This is a genomic window from Pseudoalteromonas sp. APC 3694 (genome assembly GCF_030407565.1).
GTDB classification, from domain to species: Bacteria; Pseudomonadota; Gammaproteobacteria; order Enterobacterales; family Alteromonadaceae; genus Pseudoalteromonas; species Pseudoalteromonas tetraodonis.
This window is the reverse complement of the sequence record NZ_JASDDE010000140.1, coordinates 1-726: the sequence shown is the minus strand read 5'-3', so window position 1 is coordinate 726 and position 726 is coordinate 1. Positions and strand designations below refer to the sequence as shown.

General features: G+C 41.2%; 1 protein-coding gene. It reads right to left on the bottom strand.

The window, feature by feature from the left end; translation table 11 throughout:
• Positions 1-358: 358 nt before the first annotated feature.
• On the bottom strand, positions 359-559 hold the full coding sequence (gene arfA / locus QMA00_RS18890; RefSeq protein ID WP_013462885.1) for an alternative ribosome rescue factor ArfA: 201 nt from the start codon (positions 557-559) through the stop codon (positions 359-361).
• Positions 560-726: the final 167 nt, after the last annotated feature.

Sequence of the window (726 nt, the reverse complement as noted above, 5' to 3'; positions counted from 1 at the left end):
TTACTCCTCATTTTCTTCTCTGTGTTCAAATAGGGTTTAGTAAATTATTCACAAAGAGGGCAAAGAGACGCTGCGCTAAAAGAGCAGGCTCTAGGTTCAGGGCTGATATCAGGTTATTTGTAAAGCTCGCGACTCGTCGCTCGAAGCCCGCTGTCTTCTCTGTGTTCAAATAGGTTTTAATAAAACTTTTACAAAAAGGTTATGAGACGCAGCGCTGAAAGAAAAGGCTAAAGGCGCTAGGTTGTGTTCGCTGCTCGTCACTCGTAGCCCGTAGCCCGAAGCCCAAAGCCCAAAGCCCGCCTTATTTCAGCAAACACTTAGCCAACTCGCAACAAAAGCCCTATTTGATCGGTGCTATTTAAGCCGCGATTAAATAGGACTCTTGTCCTGCATGTTTGTTACTGCGTTTAAACGAGCCTTTGCCTTTTTTAGCTTTAACCACTTGCGGTTTAAATACTTTAGAGGTTACCAGTGCTGCCAATGCGTTGTGTTTTATCACGCCGCGCCCAGTGTCTACTGCGGATTTGTTAACCGCTTTTGCTTTGCTTTTTTTCGCCATTTATTTTTTCCTATTAATAAAATGAGTATAACGAGGGATACATACCCCACCATGTTATTGATGGCGATTGTATGCTTAATTTTCAAGCATGCAATCATTTTTAATGCTGTTTTAAATAACCTGAACTTTGGTTAAGAGATTTACTAACGTATTGAATCAAAATTGAT